The following is a 16,246-nucleotide window of genomic DNA, read 5'->3' as shown; positions in this document are numbered from 1 at the left end:
GTTTTTTCACCTTTTTCGAGGATTAAAACGCTCTTTTAATTGAGCGAAGTCAATAAACATCACCCCCGTAAGGTGCAATATTACTCCCGCAGGTGAATGCAACGTCAAGCGATGGGCGTTGCGCTCCATATTGTCTTACTTCCTTTTTTGAATTACTGCATAGCACAATTGATTCGTACGACGCCGACTTTGTAGTCGGCTTTTTTTTGCCTCCTGTTTCTCAGCGTCTACCCTAAAAGGGATGACAGCAAATCCTGGAGGGAAAGATGAGCATTTCACTCGCTCTGCTACTGCAACATGCGCGTCAGTCCGATCCTGTCCCCACCGATCCCGTGCCGATGCCCGATCCCATTCCGCGTCCGCAGCCGATGCCAGACCCGCCGCCGGACGAAGAACCGATTAAATTGTCGCATCGAACCCCGAGATCTGCGAGGATACGCGCCATCTGACCGTAAAGATGACCACGAGAGATTATTGTGACCGCTTTTTCTACTCTGAATGTTCTGCCTGCCGCCCAACTCGACAACCTCAACGAGTTGGGATACCTCACGATGACGCCTGTTCAGGCGGCCGCGCTGCCCGCTATCCTTGAAGGCCGGGACGTGCGCGTGCAGGCGAAAACGGGCAGTGGGAAAACGGCCGCTTTCGGTCTTGGTCTGCTGCAGCATATTGACGCGTCGCTGTTTCAGACCCAGTCACTGGTGCTGTGCCCGACCCGCGAGCTGGCAGACCAGGTCGCGGGTGAACTGCGTCGCCTGGCGCGCTTCCTGCCCAATACCAAGATCTTAACCCTCTGCGGTGGGCAGCCGTTTGGCGCACAGCGTGATTCGCTCCAGCACGCGCCGCACATTATTGTCGCCACGCCCGGCCGCCTGCTTGATCACCTGCAAAAAGGCACCGTTTCGCTCGATGCCTTAAGCACGCTGGTGATGGACGAGGCGGACAGGATGCTGGATATGGGCTTCAGCGATGCCATTGATGAAGTGATCCGCTTCGCGCCGGCCGGGAGGCAGACGCTGCTGTTCTCTGCGACCTGGCCTGAAGCCATCGCCGCGATCAGTGGTCGCGTGCAGAATAATCCGCTCACCATTGAGATCGACAGCGTAGATGCGCTGCCGGCCATCGAACAGCAGTTCTTTGAAACCTCGCAGCAGGGGAAAATCCCTCTCCTGCAGAAACTGCTGAGCCAGCATCAGCCTGCGTCATGCGTGGTGTTCTGTAATACCAAAAAAGACTGCCAGGCGGTTTGTGATGCCCTGAATGCGGCGGGGCAGAGCGCGCTGTCGCTGCACGGCGACCTTGAACAGCGCGATCGCGATCGGACGCTGGTGCGCTTTGCTAACGGCAGCGCGCGCGTGCTGGTGGCGACCGACGTGGCCGCACGCGGCCTGGATATCAAATCCCTTGAACTGGTGGTCAACTATGAGCTGGCATGGGATCCCGAAGTGCACGTCCACCGTATTGGTCGCACTGCTCGCGCCGGAAACAGCGGGCTGGCCATCAGCTTCTGCGCGCCGGAAGAAGCGCAGCGCGCCAATATTCTCTCAGAAATGTTGCAGATCAAACTGAACTGGGTGAACGCGCCGGGCAGCATCAAACTCGTGCCGCTGGAGGCCGAAATGGCGACGCTGTGCATTGATGGCGGCAAAAAGGCCAAGATGCGACCGGGGGATGTGCTGGGCGCACTGACCGGAGATGTGGGGCTGGAAGGGGTGGATATCGGGAAAATTGCGGTTCATCCTGCACACGTGTACGTGGCGGTTCGCCAGGCGGTTGCGCATAAGGCGTGGAAGCAGCTGCAAAACGGCAAGATTAAAGGCAAAACCTGCCGCGTACATCTGCTGAAATAAGGCATAAAGCGTCTCAGAAGGTCTTTCTGAGACGCCCATCGCTTATTTCACTTCAAGCACGTTCAGACGCAACTCTTCGAACTGATTGTCCTCGTCTTCCGGCTGCCAGCCCGCAGGCTGCATTGGGATCTCTTCCCGGTCAAACGCCAAATCGCCACCATTCACCACCTCCGAGCCGTGGTTGATACCTTTGAAGTCGAACAGCTCTACGTCCGCGAGGTGGGAAGGAACCACGTTCTGCATCGCGCTGAACATGGTCTCAATACGGCCCGGATAACGTTTGTCCCAGTCGCGCAGCATGTCGCCAATCACCTGACGCTGCAGGTTCGGCTGTGAGCCGCACAGATTGCATGGAATGATCGGGAACCCTTTCGCCTGAGAAAAACGCTCAATGTCTTTTTCTCGGCAGTAGGCAAGAGGGCGGATCACAATATGCTTGCCGTCATCGCTCATCAGCTTAGGCGGCATGCCTTTCATCTTGCCGCCGTAGAACATGTTCAGGAACAGCGTTTGCAGAATATCGTCGCGGTGATGGCCCAGCGCAATTTTGGTCGCGCCCAGTTCCGTTGCGGTGCGATAGAGAATGCCGCGGCGCAGACGGGAGCAAAGCGAGCAGGTGGTTTTCCCTTCCGGGATCTTCTCTTTCACGATGCCGTAGGTGTTTTCTTCGACGATTTTGTACTCAACGCCCAGCTGCTCCAGATATTCCGGCAGAATGTGCTCCGGGAAACCCGGCTGTTTCTGGTCAAGGTTGACCGCCACCAGGGAAAAATTCACTGGCGCGCTTTGCTGAAGATTACGCAGGATCTCCAGCATGGTGTAGCTGTCTTTACCCCCTGACAGGCAAACCATGATGCGGTCGCCTTCTTCAATCATGTTGAAGTCCGCAATGGCCTCGCCCACGTTACGGCGCAGGCGCTTTTGCAGTTTATTCAGGTTGTATTGCTCTTTCTTTGTATTTGGTTGATTTTCTTGCATTTATTACTACCTTCGGAGCCAGTAGCGGCGAAAGACGGGTTAGCGCCGGCAGATAATAGCCAGCAGGCAAAAGTATGCCGCGTATGGTACGGATTCCGGCGGCGAATGCCAGCACGTTTTACACTCTGCGCAATAGCTAATAAAGCGTAGTCGGCTTTATGTTCGCCATCCGGGCGGGGGGGACCAAAACAAACTGGCGTTATCGTTGAACGCGGAAGCCATAAGGTACTGCTTGCTCATGATGGCGCGTATGCGAAGCTTCACAAAATGCAATTCGGTGCGTCGAAGAGGTCATTCATTTTGAGGCCCGCATGCAAAAGCGGGCTGATAGAACCTGACCGGATACATGCGTAAGATAGCGTATAATGCTTTCCCGACATACCCTTACATATTCCGTGACTGACCCTATGACATTGAATCGCTTTTGTTTTGTTCTGCTGATCTTCGCTGCGATCGGCAGCTTTTTTTCCTTGTATCCTTTTGCCATGTGGTTTCTGCTGATTAATATGCTGACGATAGCGATTTATGGTGTCGACAAAACGGCGGCACGAAAAGCGATGCGCAGGATACCGGAAGTCACTTTACTGACGTTTGGTACTGTGGGAGGGTGGCCAGGCGCCATATTGGGCCAACAGCTCTTTCGCCATAAAACACAGAAGCAACCCTTCAAAACCTGGTTTTTGCTGAGCATCGTCGTGAATATTTCAGCCACGGCGGCGCTTTATCATTTCTGTCCCTTTATTCTTTTTTGAACATCATCAGGACCGCACAAATTCACCGTTGACCTCAAGTTAACTTGAGCTTTTAAGATGGCTACGACATGTTGATACAGGAGTAACATCTTAAAATGAAAGACATTGATGTAGGATTCACTCATGTTGCGTTTATGGTCAGGGATCTGGAGAAGAGCCTTGCTTTTTATCGCCGATATGCCGGGATGGACGTCATCCATTCGCGTGAGCCCGATCTTCCAACTGCCCGTAAAGTGGCGTGGCTAACTGACCATACGCGTCCTTTTGCGCTGGTTCTGGTGCAGGCGGACACCGTGACCGATACGCCGCTGGGGCATTTTGGCCACCTTGGGATTGCCTGCGCCACGCGCGAAGAAATTGACAGAAAAACTGCGATGGCCGCTAAAGAAGGGGTGTTGAGGAAAGCGCCGGAAGATCTGGGTGACCCCGTCGGCTATTATGTATTTTTTGCCGATCCTGACGGTAATACCTTAGAGCTCTCATACGGCCAGCGTGTCGGAATAACAGCGATCCAGGCGAAATAGTAAAACGCCTGAAAACGGTCTGAAAAATCCTGCTACGCTTGTTTGTTGTATCAGGAGCATGAGTATGAAGAACAAAGACGAACAAACAGGATTAGTGGGGCTGGCGATTGGGGCCGCCGTTATAGGGCTGGTTTCATCGCAAAAAACGATCGATCGTGACAGCATTGTCAACGAACTTGTCAGGCTGGGCAGGCAGAAAGGCGATGGTGTAGAAGATGAGGTTTTTCTCAAAGCTGCCGAACTGGTAAGAAAAGGGGTATAGCCAATGGCTGACATTCGTCATGCACAGTGCCACTGTGGTGCGGTGGCTTTTACCGTCGAACTGACTGACGGCTTGAATACCGCGCGGCGCTGCAGCTGCTCTTTTTGCCGTATGCGGGGCGCGGTTGTGGTCTCTGCACCGCTGTCGGGTATCACCGTGACCAGAGGTGAGGATAAGCTGACGGAGTACCGGTTCAACACGGGGACGGCGCGGCATTTCTTCTGCTCGGTCTGCGGGATTTACACATTCCATCAGCGTCGCTCTAACCCAAATGAATACGGCGTCAATGTGGCCTGTTTTAAAAATGTGTCGCCGTTTGATTTCCCAGAAGTGACGGTGATGGATGGCGTAAACCATCCGAGCGACGGCGAAAGCGGCGTTTTTGGCTATCTCTCGTTTCGCAAAAAAGAGACCAATCAAGATTAATTACCGCCTGGCCTTTTTTTTATCAGCCTGGCTATAGTGGGAAGTGGGTTTCTAAAACAGGAGAAATTATGCTCTGTGTAGAAAAAGACGATCCGCGTGAGGCCCCGGAATCAGGGGATAAAAAACCTCAACCCGTGAAAAAATAACGCTCGAAATGCGTATGACCGCCACCGGCACTGCTGGTGGCTTTTTTCTGGGAATCACTGTTAATGGTGATCCAGATGGTTTAGCAGCGTGCCGAGATGCCCGACAATATCTCGAAAATCAAAGATTAACGCCATCCACAAGCATGCTAAAAGTGTCAGAATGGTAACGGATATACGACCAAACAACGCAGGTATCCTTAATGAAGAGGGGGATATCGGCGCAGTCTAACCCGCTTTCTTTCAACTTATCCTCAACAATATCGCGATAAAGCGCTGTTGTGAGACAAACATCAAAAAAAGGAGAGCCCGCATGACGCTGCGGGCTCTGACCATCAGAACTGGTAAACCAGGCCTAATGCAACGACATCGTCGGTGCTGATACCGTTGTTTTTGTAGAAGCTGTCATCTTCATCCAGCAGGTTGATTTTATAATCAACATAGGTGGACATGTTCTTGTTGAAATAGTAGGTCGCGCCTACGTCCGCATATTTAACCAGGTCCTGATCGCCCTGACCGTTGCCCAGGTCTTTCCCTTTAGACTGCAGGTAAGAAATGGCCGGACGCAGACCGAAATCGAACTGGTACTGTGCGGTCACTTCGAAGTTCTGAGTTTTGTTGGCAATACCACCGCCTGATTTGCTATCACCTGAACCGTACGGCGTCATATTACGGGTTTCAGAATACATCGCCGCCAGGTAGATATTATTTGCGTCATATTTGAGGCCTGCAGTCCAGGCATCCGCTTTATCACCACCCGCATATTGAGACGCAGCGCCAGTACCTGCGCTTACCTGGTCATTTGTACGGTCAGATGAGGCGTAGGCGGCACCGGCACTGAACCCCATGCCGAAATCATAGGTGGTTGAAATACCGAAGCCGTCGCCATTCTCATAACGCATGTCGCGGCCGTTGTTGGTGCCTTCCTGATTGTTGCTGGCATCTTCATTGTTGCCCTGATACTGCAGCGCGAAGTTCAGACCCTGCACCAGACCATAGAAATCAGTGTTGCGGTAGGTTGCCACGCCGTTGGCGCGGCCGGTCATAAAGTTATCCGCATAGGTGTAAGAGTCGCCACCGAACTCAGGCAGCATATCGGTCCAGCCTTCCACGTCGTACAGCACGCCATAGTTACGACCATAATCGAAGGAACCGTAGTCACCCACTTTAACACCCGCGAAGGCCAGACGCGTCCAGGACTGATTATCAGACCCTTCGGTGTTATTCGCCTGAATGTTATATTCCCACTGCGCGTAGCCGGTCATCATGTCGTTAATCTGCGTTTCACCTTTGAAACCCAGACGCATGTAGGTTTGATCGCCGTCTTTTGAGGCATCATCGGAGAAATAGTGCAGACCATCTACTTTTCCGTACAGATCTAATTTGTTGCCGTCTTTATTATAAATTTCTGCCGCATGTGCGGCGCCAGCCATTAACAGAGCTGGAATCATCAGAGCCAGTACTTTTCTTTGCATCGTGATATTCCTTTGCAGTTGTTTTTATTTGATTACCTGTTGAACTTTCTGAAACCGAAAGTTGTCCCATGCTAAATCACTCCTGCGAAAGAGTAATAAAATATAATTGTTACTAATTGAGTAAAATCTCAAATGAATAAATCCGCGGAAATGATCATTGTTGTGGTGAATGATTGAAAATGATTCATATTAAATAAAAATTATTAATCAGCGGTTGAATCAGGTAATCTCTGCGGCGTTATATGCCTTTAAGATTATTTATCCATAATTATCGTGAATGTCATTTGGGAAACTAAAGAGAGATTCATTAATTATCTGGATTAGCCCGATGTGAAGACATCGGGCTTTTTTTATGGCAAAAAAATGCCCGGACAAGCCGGGCAGTGGGGTTAATCGCTGGTTGATTTTTCGGCTTTACCCGCCATTTGTGCCAGGAAGTCATACCGTTTTTGCAGATCTTCGGCGGCGTCTTTCCAGAGCTGTTCTGCCACCTCAGGCTGTTGCGCATTCAGACGGCGGAAGCGCTGTTCCTGCATCAGCGTCTCTGCCAGGGCATCTGACGGCGGACGTGAATCCAGCGCCAGCGGTAATTTGCCCTCGTCCGCACGGCGCGGATCGAACCGGTAGAGCGGCCAGAAGCCGGTGGCCGTCAGCTGACGCATCTGATCGTGGCTGAGGGCCAGGTCGTAGCCATGCTCTTCGCACGGGCTGTAGGCAATGATCAGCGACGGCCCCGGATACGCTTCAGCCTCCTGAATGGCTTTCACCGTCTGGTTAAGCTGCGCCCCCAGGGAGATTTGCGCGACGTAAACGTGGCCGTACATCATCATGCTCACGCCGAGATCCTTACGTGCCTTGCGTTTACCGTGTTCACCAAATTTCGTGACGGCGCCCAGCGGCGTGGCTTTCGATGCCTGCCCACCGGTATTGGAATAACACTGCGTATCCAGAACCAGAATGTTGACGTTTTCGGTCAGGCTTAACACATGATCCAGCCCGCCAAAGCCGATGTCGTAGGCCCAGCCGTCACCGCCAATCAGCCAGATCGATTTTTCGACCAGGGCGTCAGCGTCGGTCATCAGCTGTTCTGCGCCGTCAATTCCCTTCAGTGCGTTGCGAAGTGCAGCTACCTGCTCGCGACGAACCTCTGGCGTGGCTTCTGCGTGTAGCGCCGCGTTAAGTTCAGCCGGGATCTTATCGGCAAATTGTTCAAGCAGGCGCATCACACGCGCGCGGTGCTGGTCAACGGTGAGTCGGAAGCCCAGACCAAATTCGGCGTTATCCTCGAATAACGAGTTTGCCCATGCCGGACCGCGCCCATTCGCATCGGTGGTGTACGGCGTGGAGGGCAGGTTACCGCCATAAATAGACGAGCAGCCGGTGGCGTTGGCAATCAGCATCCTGACACCGTACAACTGGGTAAGCAGCTTAATGTACGGCGTTTCACCGCAGCCGGAGCAGGCGCCGGAGTACTCGAACAGCGGCGTGATCAGCTGCGAGGTACGAATATCAATGCGTTCCAGCTTGCTGCGATCGATTTCCGGCAGGTTCAGGAAGAAGTCATAATTCACTTTTTCTTCTTCAACGTGTTCAAGGCGCGACATCATATTGATGGCTTTGATGTCCGGGTTCTGGCGATCTTTTGCCGGGCAGACCTCAACGCACAGGTTACACCCGGTGCAGTCTTCCGGTGCGACCTGCAGAACGTATTTCTGGCCGCGCATGTCGCGGGATTTTACATCCAGAGAGTGCAGGCTGGCCGGGGCATCTTCCATTGCTTCCGGTGACACCACTTTGGCGCGAATGGCCGAGTGCGGGCAGGCCGCGACGCAGTGGTTACACTGGGTACAGAGTTCTTCTTTCCAGATGGGGATCGCTTCGGCGATGTTGCGTTTTTCCCAGCGGGTGGTGCCCATCGGCCAGGTTCCGTCCGGCGGCAGCGCAGAGACGGGCAGGGCGTCACCCAGCCCGGCCAGCATGGCGGCCGTGACGGTCTTCACGAAATCAGGTGCGGAATCCGAGACCACCGGAGGGCGATTCGGGCTGGCGTCATTGACCGGCTGCAGCGGCACCTCGAACAGCGACTCGCGCGCCAGCGCCAGCGCCTGCCAGTTTCGCTCTACCAGCTCCTGCCCCTTGCTGCTGTAGCTTTTGGCGATGGCGCCCTGAAGTTCCACCAGCGCGCTGTCGCCCGGCAGGATATTGGTCAGATGGAAGAAGGCCATTTGCATGACGGTATTAATACGCGCGGCCAGGCCACATTCGCGAGCAATTTTCGCCGCGTTAACCACATAGAATCGGGCTTTTTTCTGATTCAGCACCGTCTGTACTTCCTGCGGCAGGCGCGCCCAGACCTCATCCGCATTGTATGGCGTATTGAGGAGGAAAATACCGCCGGGCTTCAGGCGCTCAGCCATCTGGTACTTGTCGATAAACTGCAGCTGATGGCAGCCAACAAAGTCGGCCTGAGAAATAAGGTAGGCCGAGCGGATGGGCTGCTCGCTGACGCGCAGGTGAGAAACGGTCAGACCGCCGGCTTTCTTGGAGTCGTAGACGAAGTAACCCTGCGCGTACCACGGGGTTGAATTGCCGATGATCTTGATGTTGTTTTTGGTGGCCGAGACGCTGCCGTCGCTGCCCAGGCCGTAGAACAGCGCTTCAAGTTTGGCCGTCGCAGGCAGGGTATTTTCCGGTAAAGGCAGGGAAAGATTCGTTACGTCATCATAAATGCCGACCGTGAAACGCGGCTTAGGTTTCGCTTCCCTTAGCTCGTTAAACACGGCCAGCACGCAGTCCGGGCCAAACTCTTTGGAAGACAGGCCATAGCGACCGCCGATAACGCGCGGTAGCGTTTCACGTTCGCCGTTATTAAAGGCTTCAGCGAGGGCGGTCATCACGTCAAGATACAGCGGTTCCGCGTGTGCGCCCGGCTCTTTGGTTCGATCGAGCACCGCCACGGTACGCGTGCTTTCCGGCAGGGCAGAGAGCAGATGTTTAGCCGAGAACGGGCGGTAAAGACGCACTTTAAGCACGCCGACCTTTTCGCCGCGGGTCAGCAGCTCGTCAACGACTTCTTCACAGGTGCCGATAGCAGATCCCATCAGCACAATCACGCGCTCGGCCTGCGGATGGCCGTAGTATTCGAACGGCTTGTACTCGCGTCCGGTTGCGGCGGCAAAGTCATTCATTGCCTGCTCGACGTGGTCATAAACCGCGTTGTACCACGGGTTTGTGGCCTCGCGTGACTGGAAATAAGTATCCGGGTTTGCCGATGTCCCGCGAATTACCGGATGTTCCGGGTTAAGGGCGCGGGCGCGATGCGCGTCGATTTCCGCCTGCGGCAGAAGCTCAAGGATAGTCTCGTCCGCCAGCGGGACGATTTTGTTGATTTCGTGAGAGGTACGGAAACCATCAAAGAAGTGAATAAACGGAACGCGACTTTTAAGCGTGGCGATATGCGAAATTAAGGCAAAGTCCTGCGCTTCCTGAACGCTGCTGGCGCACAGCATCGCGCACCCGGTCTGGCGCACGGCCATCACGTCTGAGTGATCGCCAAAAATTGAAAGTGCGTGGGTGGCCACGGTACGCGCCGCGACGTGCAGGACGAAGGGGGTCAGTTGACCCGCGAGTTTGTACAGCGTTGGGATCATCAACAGCAATCCCTGAGAGGAGGTGAACGACGTGGAAAGCGCGCCAGTCTGCAGCGCACCGTGGACCGTAGCAATCGCACCCGCTTCAGACTGCATTTCAACCACTCTCGGGACATCGCCCCAGACGTTTTTTAACCCGTTTCCCGCCCAGGCATCCGCCTGCTCGGCCATAGTTGAACTTGGCGTGATCGGATAGATGGCGATAACTTCACTGGTGCGAAACGCGACTGAGGCAACTGCACCATTACCGTCAATAGTTTGCATAGGACGACACCCTTACATTGCGCAAAAAATAGGGGGCTGTCATAAGGCGACAAACCCTGAATATTATCTGTGTAGTCTAGCAAACAGGGGGTTTTACGATTTTCGCTTTTGTGTCCTCGGTATTCCCACCATCAATGGTTAGATCAAACTTAGGGCGAAAAAATTGCGAGAAATTGTTTCAGCGGCGCATAAATACGCACTTCCGCTCTCGACGACACGGGATGTGATGCCTATTATGCTTAGGTTTCGCACTAATTACGGGGAAGAGAGCATGCGTTCAGCATTTTGGGTAGGGTGTGCCGCGTTGTTGTTGTCGGCATGTAGCAGTGAACCTGTGCAGCAGGCCACGGCGGCCCACGTGGCGCCAGGAATGAAAGCGGCAATGTCCAGTTCAGGCCAGGCCAACTGCGCCATGATTGGCGGCTCGCTGTCTGTTGCCCGCCAGCTTGACGGTTCGGCTATTGGGATGTGCGCCTTGCCAAACGGCAAACGCTGCAGTGAACAGTCGCTTGCCGTTGGAAGCTGCGGTAGCTACTGATTATTCTGCTCGCTTAAACATCAGCGTCTTATCGGCCGTCGCCAGCGTCAGCTGGTCTTCAGTCAGGTCGACCTGCGCCCCTTTGCGCAGCATGTCGCCGATGGCCTGATCCAGCTCGTTAAGCTGTGGTTCGGTACAAAGTTTGCGGGTCATCGCCAGCGTTTTCACTTTCAGCTCACCTTCGGACAGCTTTCCCTGCCCGTTGAAGCGGTTACACATCTGGCCCGAAACGCTAATGTTATCAATGAGGCTAATGTCGGGAAGCGCGTTAAAAGCGATCTCAGGCTGCGTTGTCATGCCCTTCACGGATTTGCCGTCCACGTTTTCCAGAACAAAACGGTGGCTCTTCAGCTGATCCGGCTGAACGGATGCTTTGCCCGGATTAACGCAGCCGCTGAGGACAAGGCTGATAACACTTAACGCGATGAGCTTTTTCATTTTTCTTCTCAAATAATAAATTCTGTGAATCTTTTACCAGTGTAACGATACTCTGCGGTGCGTTAATGGGGTTTATCTGAAAGTGCGGGGTGGTGCCGGGCAGCGCAGGGCTGCCCGGAATGAAGTTTAATGCGATTTAAACCCGGCAGCCGTCATCAGCATGCGAAAGAGCATGCTGACTGCTGCCAGCGCAAGAACGCTGCCGCCCCAGATAATGGCCAGCCACAGCAATCTTTTCCAGACAGGTTGTTGCATCAGTGATAACCCTCCCCAGGCTGAACTTTGCCGCGAAATACGTAGTAGCTCCAGAAGGTGTAGACCAGAATAACGGGAATGATCAACAGTGCGCCCACCAGCATAAAGCCCTGGCTTTGCGTCGGCGCGGCGGCCTGCCACAGGGTGATCGACGGCGGTATGATATGCGGCCAGATGCTGATCCCAAGCCCGCTAAAGCCGAGAAATATTAGCCCCAGCGTCAGAATAAACGGCCGAGCATGGCTGTCAGGATTACTCAGGCAGCGCCACTGGTAGAAGCTAAACATGACGACCAGGGCAGGGACTGGCAGCAGATAAAACAGATTCGGCAGCGTAAACCAGCGCGCCGCGATGGCCGGGTGCGCCAGCGGCGTCCAGAGGCTGATCGCTGCGATAAACGCCAGCAGCACGATTAACAGCGTTTTCGACACCTCACGCATCCGCTGCTGCAGCGCATTTTCGCTTTTCATCACCAGCCAGGTTGAGCCTAACAGCGCGTAGGCCACCACCAGACCCGCGCCGCAGAACAGGTTAAACGCGGTAAACCAGTCAAACGGTCCGCCGGTATACGTTCTGCCAGTGACGCTAAAGCCGTTAATGACGGCACCTACCGTCACGCCCTGGGTAAAGGTTGCCAGAACGGAACCGCCAATAAACGCCTTATCCCAGAAAGGACGGTGGGCCGGCGTGGCTTTAAAGCGAAATTCAAACGCCACGCCGCGGAATATAAGTCCAATCAGCATTAACGTCAGCGGAATGGTCAGAGCATCAACAATCACCGCATAGGCCAGTGGGAATGCACCGAACAGGGCGGCACCACCTAGCACCAACCAGGTCTCATTGCCGTCCCAGACCGGTGCGACGCTGTTGACCATCACGTCGCGATCGTCGGCGTTTTGTGTTGCCGGGAACAGAATACCGATTCCCAGATCAAACCCGTCCATGACGATATACATCAGCGTGGCAAAGACGATGATGACAAACCAGATAATGGAAAGATCGATACCCATTATGGCTGCTCCTTATGTTCAGCTGTGACGGCAGAAAGCGGGCGCGCCGGGCGTCCATCGGACTCGGTGGCGAACGATTCATGCGGCTGCGGGCCTTTTCGGATGAGGCGCACCATATAGCTGTAGCCCACGCCGAATACCGAGGTATAGACGACGAAGAAGGCCAGCAGGCTCACGCTCATATGCAGGTCACCATGGGCTGAAACCGCATCCTTTGTTCGCTGGAGTCCGTAGACCACCCACGGCTGGCGGCCGACTTCGGTGGTGACCCATCCGGCCAGAATGGCAATCAGCCCGGATGGCCCCATCAGCAGGGCAAACCACAGGAACGGACGCGAAGAATAAACCCGCTTTTTATAACGCAGCCAAAGCGCCACTACTCCAAGCAGCAGCATCAGCATCCCTAAACCCGCCATAATGCGGAACGACCAGAAGACGATGGTGGAATTAGGACGGTCTTCTTTTGGAAACTCTTTTAGCGCAGGGACCTGTTTATCCAGGCTGTGCGTCAGGATGAGGCTACCCAGCGCCGGGATCGCCAGTCCAAAGCGGGTGCGCTCCTGCTCCATATCAGGCCAGCCAAACAGCAGCAGCGGGGTAGGCTCGCCCGGCGGGTTTTCCCAATGGCCTTCAATAGCGGCAATCTTGGCGGGCTGATGCTTTAAGGTGTTCAACCCGTGCATATCGCCAACCAGGGCCTGGATGGGTGCAACAATCAGCGTCATCCACAGCGCCATCGAAAACATCGCCCGAATGGCAGGGGTATTATTCCCGCGCAACAGATGCCATGCCGCAGATGCACCGACAAACAGGGCGCTACTCAGGAATGCCGCAATCGACATATGCAGCAGGCGGTAGGGGAAGGAGGGGTTAAATACCACGGCGAACCAGTCCACCGGTACCACCTGTCCGTTGACGATCTCGTAGCCTTGCGGGGTCTGCATCCAGCTGTTCGAGGAGAGGATCCAGAAGGTTGAGATAATGGTGCCCAGCGCCACCATGCAGGTAGAGAAGAAGTGCAGCCCTGGCCCCACTTTATTCCAGCCGAACAGCATCACGCCGAGGAACCCGGCTTCGAGGAAGAAGGCGGTAAGCACTTCATAGGTCAGCAGCGGGCCGGTAATGCTGCCTGCAAACTGCGAAAAGCCGCTCCAGTTGGTGCCAAACTGGTAGGCCATCACCAGCCCGGAGACCACGCCCATGCCAAAATTGACGGCGAAAATCTTCGACCAGAAATGGTACAGCGAGCGCCAGACCGGATTTTTTGTTTTCAGCCACAGCCCTTCGAGCACGGCAAGATAGCTGGCCAGGCCGATGGTGATGGCCGGGAAAATAATGTGAAAGGATACGGTAAAGGCAAACTGTATCCGCGCAAGGTGAAAAGCATCTAAACCAAACATGCACAGCCTCAATGTCAAACGGTGTACTGTTATGCTATAGGGGCAACGTTCGGACTTTCAGACGCAGAAAAGTGATTTTTAACCATAACAGTTGGCATAAAACGCATGCTTTAGCTATCAGATATACCTCGCCAACGAGGAATAAAAACATTCTTTTTATGAATTTTCCGCATTAAACCGCTTGCTTTGTCGTCATCGCCGTGCGTTAATGGTTTTCTGGTTTTGAGTCCAAAAAAATATCTGACGTAGTTTCATAAAGCAGTTCTCATCACGTTGTGCCTCTCCGCAGCCTCTCTTGGGTCTTTATCTACATTCCGATTAGTTTTGTTTAAAACCATTATTGCCTGATCGGCTCATGAGTAATTTACGTTTTTACGTTCACAGGAGAATCCTATGACTTCTTATATCCATTTCCGCTGCCCATGCTGTCATGGCTCGCAGTACCGTACCTCAGTCTTTGATGTATCTGAAAAAAACCCGCTCGGTGCGAAATGCATCTTTTGCAAATCGTCAATGATTACGCTCGATCACCTGGCCGCTGCGCGTCAGGCGCAAAGCCACGTTACCGAGTACCGTAAGTAATTTTTTCTTAAACTATAACAGTTAGCAAAATCTTCTCTTTTTCTCCTGCTGATATACACTGTCGGCAATAAGGAGAATCTGATGAAAAAATACCAGCGTCTGGCGCAACAAATTATCTCGCAGATTGAGCTTGGCGTTTGGCTGCCGGGCGATAAGCTGCCTTCCCTGCGAGAGCAGGTGGCAAGCAGCGGCATGAGCTTTATGACCGTTGGCCACGCGTATCAGATGCTGGAAAGTCAGGGGCGCATTGTCGCCAGGCCGCAGTCGGGCTATTACGTTGCCTCGCGCCCGACCGCACAACAGCCTGCGCCGCCTGCCCAGGTGATGCGTGATGAAGCGGTAGATATCAACACCTATATCTTCGAGGTCTTACAGGCCAGCCGCGATCCGTCCGTTGTTCCTTTCGCCTCCGCGTTTCCCGACCCCCGGCTTTTCCCGCTTCAGCAGCTCAACCGCTCGCTGGCAAACGTCAGTAAAACCGCTACCGCAATGAGCGTGATTGAGAACCTGCCGCCCGGCAACGCTGAACTCCGTCACGCCATTGCGCGCCGTTATGCGCAGCAGGGGATGAACATCTCGCCAGACGAGATCGTCATTACCGCAGGCGCCCTTGAGGCCCTCAACCTGAGTTTGCAGGCGGTGACGGAGCCAGGAGACTGGGTGATTGTTGAAAACCCGTGTTTTTACGGCGCGCTGCAGGCGCTGGAGCGTCTGAAGCTAAAAGCGCTGTCGGTCGCCACAGACGTCCGGGAGGGTATCGATCTGAATGCGCTGGAGCAGGCGCTGAACGACTACCCCGTAAAAGCCTGCTGGCTCATGACCAACGGCCAAAACCCGCTTGGCTTTACGCTGAGTGCGGAAAAAAAAGCGCGTCTGGTCGCGCTCCTGACGGAACACAACGTCACTTTGATCGAGGACGATGTCTACAGCGAGCTCTATTTTGGTCGCGAAAAACCGCTTCCGGCCAAAGCCTGGGACCGGGTAGATATGACGCTTCACTGCTCCTCCTTTTCAAAATGCCTGGTGGCGGGGTTTCGCATCGGCTGGGTGGCGGCAGGAAAACACGCGCGCCGCATTCAGCAGCTGCAGCTGATGAGCACGCTTTCAACGAGTTCCCCCATGCAGCTGGCGCTGGTGGACTACCTGGCGACAAAACGCTACGACGCCCATCTGCGCCGCCTGCGACGAACCCTCGCCGAGCGAAAACAACAGGCGTGGCAGTCGCTTCTGCGCCATATGCCCGCCGGTGTCAAAATCCACCACAACGACAGCGGCTACTTTTTATGGCTGGAGCTACCTGCGCGGCTGGACGCGGGGCTGCTGAGCGAAAAGGCCTTAACGCACCATATCAGCATTGCGCCCGGAAAGATGTTTTCCACCTCTGACGCGTGGACGCCGTTCTTCCGGTTTAATACGTCCTGGGCGTGGGGCGAGCGGGAAGAGCAGGCGGTCATTCAGTTAGGTAAATTAATTAGCACAATGATGGAATAACTTTTCCCCTTTATTTAAATAATCATTTCTTATCCTGACGACGGCACGGCAAATATTTTGCGGTGCCGTATCATATGAAATCTGCATACCGGCTTTCGCGGCTAACTCCTTGTCTATAATCCAGTTAACGGGGAATGCGTCCTCGGTCACACCTTGATGAAATTTCCTTAAGCCGAACGGTGCGGCGCATTTGCGCGGTCTACGTTTA

Annotated in this window: 17 protein-coding genes and 2 pseudogenes; 11 read left to right on the top strand and 8 right to left on the bottom strand. The window is 54.1% G+C overall.

Annotated elements, in window-relative coordinates:
• Positions 1-284: 284 nt before the first annotated feature.
• Both IM294_RS22035 and dbpA read left to right on the top strand, forming a co-directional pair.
• A complete protein-coding gene (locus IM294_RS22035) occupies positions 285-449 on the top strand; it encodes a hypothetical protein (protein ID WP_305143948.1) in 165 nt (54 codons plus the stop codon).
• Positions 450-476: 27 nt separating this feature from the next.
• Positions 477-1,850 carry an ATP-dependent RNA helicase DbpA gene (gene dbpA, locus IM294_RS03055; protein WP_126818145.1) on the top strand — a complete coding sequence of 458 codons (1,374 nt, stop codon included), beginning with the start codon at positions 477-479 and terminating at the stop codon, positions 1,848-1,850.
• Positions 1,851-1,892: 42 nt separating this feature from the next.
• On the opposite strand, the gene ttcA is transcribed toward dbpA, so the two are convergent.
• Positions 1,893-2,828 (bottom strand): tRNA 2-thiocytidine(32) synthetase TtcA, encoded by a 936-nt coding sequence (ttcA, locus tag IM294_RS03050; RefSeq protein WP_126818144.1) that lies wholly within the window; start codon positions 2,826-2,828, stop codon positions 1,893-1,895.
• A 20-nt stretch (positions 2,829-2,848) separates the two neighbouring features.
• A pseudogene (locus tag IM294_RS03045) lies at positions 2,849-2,953 on the bottom strand (site-specific integrase); the annotation flags it as partial.
• A gap of 64 nt (positions 2,954-3,017) precedes the next feature.
• Here IM294_RS03045 and IM294_RS22030 point away from each other — a divergent pair.
• The 6 genes and pseudogenes from IM294_RS22030 to IM294_RS22025 form a co-directional block, all read left to right on the top strand.
• A pseudogene (locus IM294_RS22030) lies at positions 3,018-3,107 on the top strand (ABC transporter); the annotation flags it as partial.
• Between the two features lie 128 nt (positions 3,108-3,235).
• Positions 3,236-3,580 carry a DUF1294 domain-containing protein gene (locus IM294_RS03040; RefSeq protein ID WP_126818143.1) on the top strand — a complete coding sequence of 115 codons (345 nt, stop codon included), beginning with the start codon at positions 3,236-3,238 and terminating at the stop codon, positions 3,578-3,580.
• Between the two features lie 95 nt (positions 3,581-3,675).
• Complete coding sequence (locus IM294_RS03035) at positions 3,676-4,104, top strand: VOC family protein (RefSeq protein WP_028013318.1); 429 nt, start codon at positions 3,676-3,678, stop codon at positions 4,102-4,104.
• Between the two features lie 64 nt (positions 4,105-4,168).
• Complete coding sequence (locus IM294_RS03030) at positions 4,169-4,366, top strand: hypothetical protein (RefSeq protein ID WP_028013317.1); 198 nt, start codon at positions 4,169-4,171, stop codon at positions 4,364-4,366.
• Positions 4,367-4,369: 3 nt separating this feature from the next.
• Entirely contained in the window at positions 4,370-4,792 is a 423-nt protein-coding gene (locus IM294_RS03025) for a GFA family protein (RefSeq protein WP_041909734.1), read from the top strand.
• 68 nt (positions 4,793-4,860) lie between these two features.
• Positions 4,861-4,938, top strand: coding sequence for a hypothetical protein (locus IM294_RS22025; RefSeq protein ID WP_223239581.1), 78 nt, complete (start codon positions 4,861-4,863; stop codon positions 4,936-4,938).
• A 332-nt stretch (positions 4,939-5,270) separates the two neighbouring features.
• On the opposite strand, the gene ompC is transcribed toward IM294_RS22025, so the two are convergent.
• A complete protein-coding gene (gene ompC, locus IM294_RS03020; RefSeq protein WP_028013315.1) occupies positions 5,271-6,410 on the bottom strand; it encodes a porin OmpC in 1,140 nt (379 codons plus the stop codon).
• Positions 6,411-6,799: 389 nt separating this feature from the next.
• Positions 6,800-10,324, bottom strand: a complete 3,525-nt coding sequence (gene nifJ / locus IM294_RS03015; RefSeq protein ID WP_126818142.1) for a pyruvate:ferredoxin (flavodoxin) oxidoreductase — start codon at positions 10,322-10,324, stop codon at positions 6,800-6,802.
• A 271-nt stretch (positions 10,325-10,595) separates the two neighbouring features.
• Here nifJ and IM294_RS03010 point away from each other — a divergent pair, with 271 nt between their 5' ends.
• Positions 10,596-10,862, top strand: coding sequence for a DUF333 domain-containing protein (locus tag IM294_RS03010; RefSeq protein WP_028013313.1), 267 nt, complete (start codon positions 10,596-10,598; stop codon positions 10,860-10,862).
• Here IM294_RS03010 and hslJ read toward each other — a convergent pair whose 3' ends face one another.
• The 4 genes from hslJ to IM294_RS02990 form a co-directional block, all read right to left on the bottom strand.
• Positions 10,863-11,300: a heat shock protein HslJ gene (gene hslJ, locus IM294_RS03005; RefSeq protein WP_028013312.1), complete on the bottom strand. Its 438-nt coding sequence runs from the start codon at positions 11,298-11,300 to the stop codon at positions 10,863-10,865.
• 126 nt (positions 11,301-11,426) lie between these two features.
• Positions 11,427-11,555, bottom strand: coding sequence for a DUF2474 domain-containing protein (locus IM294_RS03000; protein WP_008501283.1), 129 nt, complete (start codon positions 11,553-11,555; stop codon positions 11,427-11,429).
• The gene (cydB, locus tag IM294_RS02995) at positions 11,555-12,565 is read right to left on the bottom strand and encodes a cytochrome d ubiquinol oxidase subunit II (protein ID WP_045630504.1); all 1,011 of its coding nucleotides are present in this window, start codon (positions 12,563-12,565) and stop codon (positions 11,555-11,557) included. Before cydB ends, IM294_RS03000 begins: the two co-directional genes overlap by 1 nt.
• Positions 12,565-13,965: a cytochrome ubiquinol oxidase subunit I gene (locus IM294_RS02990; RefSeq protein ID WP_063154243.1), complete on the bottom strand. Its 1,401-nt coding sequence runs from the start codon at positions 13,963-13,965 to the stop codon at positions 12,565-12,567. Before IM294_RS02990 ends, cydB begins: the two co-directional genes overlap by 1 nt.
• Positions 13,966-14,358: 393 nt before the next feature.
• On the opposite strand from IM294_RS02990, the gene IM294_RS02985 reads away from it, so the two are divergent.
• Together IM294_RS02985 and IM294_RS02980 are read left to right on the top strand one after the other, a co-directional pair.
• Positions 14,359-14,547 carry a hypothetical protein gene (locus IM294_RS02985; protein ID WP_028013309.1) on the top strand — a complete coding sequence of 63 codons (189 nt, stop codon included), beginning with the start codon at positions 14,359-14,361 and terminating at the stop codon, positions 14,545-14,547.
• Positions 14,548-14,628: 81 nt separating this feature from the next.
• Complete coding sequence (locus IM294_RS02980; protein WP_049136489.1) at positions 14,629-16,038, top strand: PLP-dependent aminotransferase family protein; 1,410 nt, start codon at positions 14,629-14,631, stop codon at positions 16,036-16,038.
• Positions 16,039-16,246: the final 208 nt, after the last annotated feature.

Source organism: Enterobacter cloacae complex sp. P43RS (assembly GCF_014930585.1).
In the GTDB taxonomy this organism is placed as follows: domain Bacteria; phylum Pseudomonadota; class Gammaproteobacteria; order Enterobacterales; family Enterobacteriaceae; genus Enterobacter; species Enterobacter bugandensis.
This window is presented reverse-complemented; position numbering and strand designations above follow the sequence as displayed.

Bases quoted from the DNA above. Each gene is read 5' to 3' on its own strand.
- cydB (WP_045630504.1), bottom strand. From the start codon at position 12,565: ATGGGTATCGATCTTTCCATTATCTGGTTTGTCATCATCGTCTTTGCC.
- IM294_RS02985 (WP_028013309.1), top strand. From the start codon at position 14,359: ATGACTTCTTATATCCATTTCCGCTGCCCATGCTGTCATGGCTCGCAG.
- IM294_RS02990 (WP_063154243.1), bottom strand. From the start codon at position 13,965: ATGTTTGGTTTAGATGCTTTTCACCTTGCGCGGATACAGTTTGCCTTT.
- IM294_RS22025 (WP_223239581.1), top strand. From the start codon at position 4,861: ATGCTCTGTGTAGAAAAAGACGATCCGCGTGAGGCCCCGGAATCAGGG.
- ttcA (WP_126818144.1), bottom strand. From the start codon at position 2,828: ATGCAAGAAAATCAACCAAATACAAAGAAAGAGCAATACAACCTGAAT.
- IM294_RS03035 (WP_028013318.1), top strand. From the start codon at position 3,676: ATGAAAGACATTGATGTAGGATTCACTCATGTTGCGTTTATGGTCAGG.
- hslJ (WP_028013312.1), bottom strand. From the start codon at position 11,300: ATGAAAAAGCTCATCGCGTTAAGTGTTATCAGCCTTGTCCTCAGCGGC.
- ompC (WP_028013315.1), bottom strand. From the start codon at position 6,410: ATGCAAAGAAAAGTACTGGCTCTGATGATTCCAGCTCTGTTAATGGCT.
- IM294_RS03030 (WP_028013317.1), top strand. From the start codon at position 4,169: ATGAAGAACAAAGACGAACAAACAGGATTAGTGGGGCTGGCGATTGGG.
- IM294_RS02980 (WP_049136489.1), top strand. From the start codon at position 14,629: ATGAAAAAATACCAGCGTCTGGCGCAACAAATTATCTCGCAGATTGAG.
- IM294_RS03025 (WP_041909734.1), top strand. From the start codon at position 4,370: ATGGCTGACATTCGTCATGCACAGTGCCACTGTGGTGCGGTGGCTTTT.
- nifJ (WP_126818142.1), bottom strand. From the start codon at position 10,324: ATGCAAACTATTGACGGTAATGGTGCAGTTGCCTCAGTCGCGTTTCGC.
- IM294_RS03040 (WP_126818143.1), top strand. From the start codon at position 3,236: ATGACATTGAATCGCTTTTGTTTTGTTCTGCTGATCTTCGCTGCGATC.
- IM294_RS03000 (WP_008501283.1), bottom strand. From the start codon at position 11,555: ATGCAACAACCTGTCTGGAAAAGATTGCTGTGGCTGGCCATTATCTGG.
- IM294_RS03010 (WP_028013313.1), top strand. From the start codon at position 10,596: ATGCGTTCAGCATTTTGGGTAGGGTGTGCCGCGTTGTTGTTGTCGGCA.